A 5724-nucleotide genomic window follows, 5' to 3' on the forward strand; every position below is an offset into this window, starting at 1 on the left:
AATTCAATGGGATTGCAAATTTCATGTCACGAGTCTTCAGGCTTTTGACGTGATAGTACACCCAAAGTTGCCCCAAAAATCCCCCTTTAAAATGTTCTTTAAATCCCTAAAAGGCTTGCTATGTCTAAAACTGAGAATTGCTGTCACTGATTACTGATTACTGATCACTGATAACTGATAAGCTATACTGGGGGAATTGTGCTGAAAGCACGGTTGATGCTGCCGATCATTAAATTAAATTGTCTCTAGTGAAATTGAGGAATTAACTTTGTCTAAACAAGATCTCATCGAAATGGAAGGAACCGTCACCGAATCTTTGCCCAACGCCATGTTTAGGGTGGATTTAGATAACGGTTTCAACGTCTTGGCCCATATATCTGGCAAAATCCGCCGTAATTATATCAAAATCCTCCCCGGCGATCGAGTCAAGGTGGAACTGACCCCCTACGACCTAACCAAAGGCAGAATTACCTATCGCCTGAAAAATCAAAAAAAATAGCGATAAATAGGGGCAGAGAAGCCAAAAAGCCTAATAAGCGGCCAAATTTATTTTAAAAAAATAGGTGACACGGGTAAAAGAAATCTGATATAATAGTAAGCTTGCAGTGTTGCCAGAATAGTTAGGCATGAAAGTTAGAGCGTCTGTCAAAAAAATGTGCGAAAAGTGCCGCGTCATCCGTCGGCGCGGTCGAGTCATGGTAATTTGTTCTAACCCCAAACACAAGCAGAGACAAGGTTAACCCACCAAAGTCACTGTCTTGGGGCAGAGAATCGTTACCGTTAATTGTAGTCGTTTTTGGAAAAAAATCGTTCATAGGGAGAAAGAAAAAGCGTGGCAAGGATAGCTGGTGTAGACCTACCTCGCGATAAGCGTGTGGAAATCGCCCTGACCTACCTCTACGGAGTGGGTCTATCGCGTTCCCAAGAAGTCTTATCTGCGACGGGTGTTAACCCTGACACTCGGGTCAAGGATCTCAGCGATGAAGACGTGGCGGCGCTACGGACTTATATCGAAACAAATTATCAAATCGAGGGGGATTTGAGACGCTGGGAGGCGATGAACATCAAACGCCTCGCCGATATCGGCACCTATCGAGGTCGTCGGCATCGGCTAGGATTACCCGTGCGCGGGCAACGGACGCGAACCAATGCGCGGACCCGTCGCGGTCGTCGGGTGACAGTGGCAGGGAAGAAAAAAGCCCCCTCCAAGAAATAATTTTTTATTCATTGCGATATCCCCCAATCAAGAAAAACTATGGCGCGACCAACCAAAAAAACCGGACCAAAAAAACAGAAGAAAAATATTCCTACCGGAGTCGCTCACATTCAATCGACCTTCAACAATACCATTGTCACGATCGCCGATACCAAAGGCGATGTGATCTCTTGGGCATCGGCGGGATCGAGTGGTTTTAAAGGAGCCAAAAAAGGAACCCCCTTCGCCGCCCAAACCGCCGCCGATAACGCCGCCCGCCGAGCAATCGAACAGGGAATGCGTCAACTAGAGGTGATGGTGAGCGGCCCCGGGGCAGGACGGGAAACCGCAATCCGGGCCCTGCAAGGAGCAGGATTAGAAATCACCCTGATCCGGGACGTGACCCCCATCCCCCACAATGGTTGTCGTCCTCCCAAACGCCGGAGAGTGTAAACAGTGAACAGCTTTTTCAGGTGACAGGGATCTTGAGGCCGGCAGCCGTTAGCTTTTCGCACATCAGCAGGAGAATCGGGTCGTCAAAGACCATCTGATCAAAAAACTGAACGCTGAACGCTAAATGCTGAACGCTAGAGAAAACTGATAACTGATAACTGATAACTGATAACTGAACAAGGGAGGTCAATCGGTGGCGCAATTTCAAATCGAGTGTGTAGAAGCAAAAACTTACAAGAATCAGAGTCAGTACAGTAAATTTGTACTAGAACCTTTGGAAAGAGGCCAGGGTACGACCGTAGGTAATGCCCTGAGACGGATTCTCATTTCCAATCTGGAAGGGGCGGCCGTGACGGCCCTGCGGATCGCGGGAGTCAATCACGAATTTGCCACCGTCCAGGGAGTACGCGAGGACGTGATGGAACTCATGCTCAACATGAAAGAAATCATCCTGAAAAGCTACACCAATCAAACCCAGATCGGGCGTTTAGTGGCAACTGGGCCGGCGACAGTAGTGGCGGCACAATTCGATTTACCCTCAGAAATCGAGATAGTTGATCGCAATCAGTACGTCGCCACCCTAGCCGAAGGGGCCAAGCTAGAGATGGAATTTCGCGTGGAAAAAGGCAAAGGCTACCGGGCAATTGATCGCAGTAAAGACGAAGCCACTTCGCTAGACTTTCTGCAAATCGACTCGATTTTTATGCCCGTAACCAAAGTCAACTACAGCGTCGAAGATATCCGTTCCGAAAGCGGTCAAGCTAGAGATCGTCTGCTCTTAGAAATTTGGACAAACGGGAGCATTAACCCCAAAGAAGCCCTTTCCCAAGCGGCCGATATGCTAGTTAATCTCTTTAACCCGCTCAAGGATCTCAACGCTCTCGAATCCTCCAGTAACTTTGACGACCAAGAGATCAACCAAGAAAACCAAATTCCGATCGAGGAACTACAATTATCCGTGCGCGCCTACAATTGCCTGAAGCGAGCGCAGATCAACACCGTAGCCGACCTCCTCGATTACAGCCAAGAAGATCTCTTAGAAATCAAAAACTTTGGGCAGAAATCGGCTGAAGAAGTCATTGAAGCCCTACAAAAACGGTTAGGCATCACCCTACCCCAAGAAAAAAGCAAGTAAACCCAATTCCAGGAAAATACCATGAGACATCGATGTAAAGTGCCTCAATTGGGTCTGCCGGCTGACCAAAGAAAGGCACTGCTGCGCAGCTTGGCCACCCAGCTAATTCGCCACGGTCAGATCACCACCACCCTAGCGAAAGCGAAAGCGGTGCGAGCAGAGGTAGACCACATTATCACCCTAGCTAAAGACGGTTCCCTGAGCGCCCGTCGCCAAGCTATGGGCTACATCTACGATAAACAACTGGTTCACGCCCTCTTTGAAGGCGCACAAGCCCGTTATGGCGGTCGTAACGGCGGTTATACCAGGGTCGTGCGTACCCTGCGCCGTCGCGGGGATAATGCCCCCATGGCGATTATCGAACTGATGTAACGATGACAGCTTGCCCCCAGTCGCGGATCGCCCTAGTTATCCAGTATGTGGGAACTAATTTCCACGGCTGGCAACGGCAACCCCATCACAGGAGCGTGCAGGAAGAAATCGAGAAGGCTCTGGCCGATATTCTCGGTCATGCCGTCACTCTGCACGGGGCCGGACGTACCGATAGCGGTGTTCACGCCGCCGCCCAAGTTGCCCATTTCGAGCAGCAGAGTCCGATCCCACCTTCCCATTGGGCCAAGGTTCTCAATGCTCGGCTAGATGACGATATCGTCATCCGGGCCTCGGGCCGGGTTCCCGATCGCTGGCACGCCCGTTTCTCGGCCCTCTGGCGACGTTATCGTTACACCCTCTATACCGACCCCATCCCCAATCTATTTGTTAGCCCCTTTAGTTGGCACTACTACCATCGTCCCCTCGATGCCGATTTGATGGCCAGGTCTCTACGGCCTCTATTGGGTAAGCACCATCTGGCCGCCTTTCACCGTGCTAACTCTAGTCGTGACCATTCCTGGGTAGAAGTACAGGGGGTGGAATGCTACCGTCAAGGGCCGTTTGTACAGATGGAAATTCAAGCCAATGGCTTTTTGTACGGGATGGTGCGCCTATTGGTGGGAATGTTGGTGGAGGTGGGAACCGGTGAGCGATCGCTAGAAAACTTTACCGACATCTGGGTTAATCAGCGCCGAGAATTGGTCAAATACGCCGCACCAGCCAAAGGACTATGTTTACTGCGGGTGGGTTACGCTGATTTTCCCTTTGCCGATAGCGTCTGGTTCGAGACTCAGCCTCTTTATTATTTCCGAGCAGAGGGGATAGGGGAATAGGGTAATGGGGGAATAGGGGAATTTCAACTAAAACCCGAAAACCCGAAAACCCGAAAACCCTAACCCCCCAACACCCAGGTCGGCAATAAAAAAAATTATTTTTGTAAACCAAGGCAAACTCACCATGAACAAAACACCTCTACCAAATTTAGAGACTCTAGAGCAGAAATGGTACGTCATTGATGCGGCCGATCAGCGTCTAGGTCGTCTGGCTACCGAAATCGCTATGATTCTACGGGGCAAAAATAAAGCCACCTTCACCCCCCATCTGGATACGGGGGATTTTGTCATTGTTATTAACGCCGAAAAAGTGACGGTGACGGGCAAAAAACGCCAACAGAAAGTTTATCGCCGCGACTCCGGCAGACCGGGTGGGATGAAGGTAGAAAGCTTCGATAAACTGCAAAAACGCATTCCCGAACGGATTATCGAACACGCTGTTAAGGGAATGCTCCCGAAAAATAGCTTAGGTCGGAAATTGTTCACGAAACTGAAAGTTTATGCCGGTGCGGAACATCCCCATCAGGCACAACAACCGGAAGTTTTAGCGATTAATACGATTCCCGCAGGAGGAAATTAAGTCAATGCAAGCCACGGACAGTAAAAATAAGGTAGTTTATTGGGGAACGGGACGACGCAAATCGGCGGTCGCTTCCGTGCGTCTCGTGCCGGGGACGGGGGCAATTACCGTTAACGGTCGCGATGGAGAAACCCATTTTAACCGCATTCCCACCTATATCCAGACGATTAAGGCTCCTCTCGAGACTTTGGGACTGGAAAATGAGTACGATATCATCGTTAAGGCTGAGGGCGGTGGTTTGACCGGCCAAGCGGACGCGGTGAAATTGGGTGTCGCTAGAGCTTTATGTCAATTAGCGCCGGAAAATCGTCCTCCCCTCAAGAGTGAAGGTTATCTGACTCGGGATCCCCGGGCGAAGGAACGGAAAAAATACGGTCTTCACAAAGCGCGCAAAGCGCCTCAATACTCGAAACGTTAGGTTAATAGAGAGGTTTATTATGCCGAAAAAAATTCATCCTACTTGGTATCCGGAAGCTAAGGTGATCTGTAATGGTGAACTGGTGATGACGGTGGGTTCGACAAAACCAGAAATTCATGTGGAGGTTTGGTCGGGTAATCATCCTTTTTATACGGGAACCCAGAAGATGATCGATACGGAGGGCCGGGTCGATCGCTTCTTGCGTAAGTACAAAATGGGCGATAAGTCAAGCAAAAAGGCCGATCAGAAATAATTCTTTACTTTTGCCTTTTTGACCCGGTGGGGAGATTTTTCCGCCGGGTTTTTTGCTATACTTTAGACGTTCATAATCTGAGATTTATTAAACTTCTGAAATCGTAGAGTGAGCAAGGAATCCAGTTCTTTTTTATGTTTCAGATGGGCATCATTCAGACATTCATAAATAGGGCCTGCTGAATAAATCTAAAAACCTTGTTGGGTAAGACTTTTAGACCTTTTGGAAATCAAAAAGTACTGGATATGGGAGTGATCGGGGGGAAATTTAGGCACTTTTATCCTATATACAGCTTCATTTATTGTGGCTGGTGGATTTTTCTCCCAATATTTTTTGAGCGTTTCTCTTTGAGACTCTAATTCACTTTTAGGGCGATAGAAGTTGATTTATTTTAATTTTTCTATTCCGCCTTCTTGATAATCTCGAAGATAAGTTAATAAGGTATTTGGCGAGATTCCTGCTAACTGACAAATTTTTTGGTGCGG

General features: G+C 48.5%; 10 protein-coding genes and 1 pseudogene. 10 read left to right on the top strand and 1 reads right to left on the bottom strand.

The annotated features are described in order from the left end of the window. Positions 1 to 268 precede the first annotated feature (268 nt). The 10 genes from infA (at position 269) to rpmE (ending at position 5239) form a co-directional block, all read left to right on the top strand. Positions 269 to 499, top strand: a complete 231-nt coding sequence (infA, locus tag IM456_RS19795) for a translation initiation factor IF-1 (protein WP_002737109.1) — start codon at positions 269 to 271, stop codon at positions 497 to 499. 127 nt (positions 500 to 626) lie between these two features. After that, complete coding sequence (gene rpmJ / locus IM456_RS19800; RefSeq protein ID WP_012593611.1) at positions 627 to 740, top strand: 50S ribosomal protein L36; 114 nt, start codon at positions 627 to 629, stop codon at positions 738 to 740. A gap of 92 nt (positions 741 to 832) precedes the next feature. Next, complete coding sequence (gene rpsM / locus IM456_RS19805) at positions 833 to 1216, top strand: 30S ribosomal protein S13 (RefSeq protein WP_002735415.1); 384 nt, start codon at positions 833 to 835, stop codon at positions 1214 to 1216. Between the two features lie 39 nt (positions 1217 to 1255). Beyond that, a complete protein-coding gene (gene rpsK, locus IM456_RS19810; RefSeq protein WP_002735413.1) occupies positions 1256 to 1648 on the top strand; it encodes a 30S ribosomal protein S11 in 393 nt (130 codons plus the stop codon). A gap of 193 nt (positions 1649 to 1841) precedes the next feature. Beyond that, a complete protein-coding gene (locus IM456_RS19815) occupies positions 1842 to 2783 on the top strand; it encodes a DNA-directed RNA polymerase subunit alpha (protein ID WP_149987572.1) in 942 nt (313 codons plus the stop codon). A 21-nt stretch (positions 2784 to 2804) separates the two neighbouring features. Further along, positions 2805 to 3155: a 50S ribosomal protein L17 gene (gene rplQ, locus IM456_RS19820; protein WP_024970315.1), complete on the top strand. Its 351-nt coding sequence runs from the start codon at positions 2805 to 2807 to the stop codon at positions 3153 to 3155. A 2-nt stretch (positions 3156 to 3157) separates the two neighbouring features. After that, positions 3158 to 3988 carry a tRNA pseudouridine(38-40) synthase TruA gene (gene truA / locus IM456_RS19825; RefSeq protein ID WP_149987573.1) on the top strand — a complete coding sequence of 277 codons (831 nt, stop codon included), beginning with the start codon at positions 3158 to 3160 and terminating at the stop codon, positions 3986 to 3988. Between the two features lie 124 nt (positions 3989 to 4112). Beyond that, a complete protein-coding gene (gene rplM, locus IM456_RS19830) occupies positions 4113 to 4568 on the top strand; it encodes a 50S ribosomal protein L13 (protein ID WP_002735375.1) in 456 nt (151 codons plus the stop codon). A 4-nt stretch (positions 4569 to 4572) separates the two neighbouring features. Next, positions 4573 to 4986: a 30S ribosomal protein S9 gene (gene rpsI, locus IM456_RS19835; RefSeq protein ID WP_002737094.1), complete on the top strand. Its 414-nt coding sequence runs from the start codon at positions 4573 to 4575 to the stop codon at positions 4984 to 4986. 19 nt (positions 4987 to 5005) lie between these two features. Beyond that, a complete protein-coding gene (rpmE, locus tag IM456_RS19840) occupies positions 5006 to 5239 on the top strand; it encodes a 50S ribosomal protein L31 (protein ID WP_002760058.1) in 234 nt (77 codons plus the stop codon). Positions 5240 to 5520: 281 nt separating this feature from the next. Here rpmE and IM456_RS23615 read toward each other — a convergent pair. Continuing rightward, positions 5521 to 5724 (bottom strand): annotated as a pseudogene (locus IM456_RS23615) (IS630 family transposase); the annotation flags it as partial.

The organism is Microcystis sp. M079S1, assembly GCF_020246425.1.
Taxonomy (GTDB): Bacteria; Cyanobacteriota; Cyanobacteriia; order Cyanobacteriales; family Microcystaceae; genus Microcystis; species Microcystis aeruginosa.

What these genes read in the sequence shown, in the direction of transcription:
- rplM (WP_002735375.1), top strand. Translation starts at nt 4,113, where the DNA reads ATGAACAAAACACCTCTACCAAATTTAGAGACTCTAGAGCAGAAATGG.
- rpsK (WP_002735413.1), top strand. Translation starts at nt 1,256, where the DNA reads ATGGCGCGACCAACCAAAAAAACCGGACCAAAAAAACAGAAGAAAAAT.
- rpsI (WP_002737094.1), top strand. Translation starts at nt 4,573, where the DNA reads ATGCAAGCCACGGACAGTAAAAATAAGGTAGTTTATTGGGGAACGGGA.
- rpmE (WP_002760058.1), top strand. Translation starts at nt 5,006, where the DNA reads ATGCCGAAAAAAATTCATCCTACTTGGTATCCGGAAGCTAAGGTGATC.
- rplQ (WP_024970315.1), top strand. Translation starts at nt 2,805, where the DNA reads ATGAGACATCGATGTAAAGTGCCTCAATTGGGTCTGCCGGCTGACCAA.
- truA (WP_149987573.1), top strand. Translation starts at nt 3,158, where the DNA reads ATGACAGCTTGCCCCCAGTCGCGGATCGCCCTAGTTATCCAGTATGTG.
- rpmJ (WP_012593611.1), top strand. Translation starts at nt 627, where the DNA reads ATGAAAGTTAGAGCGTCTGTCAAAAAAATGTGCGAAAAGTGCCGCGTC.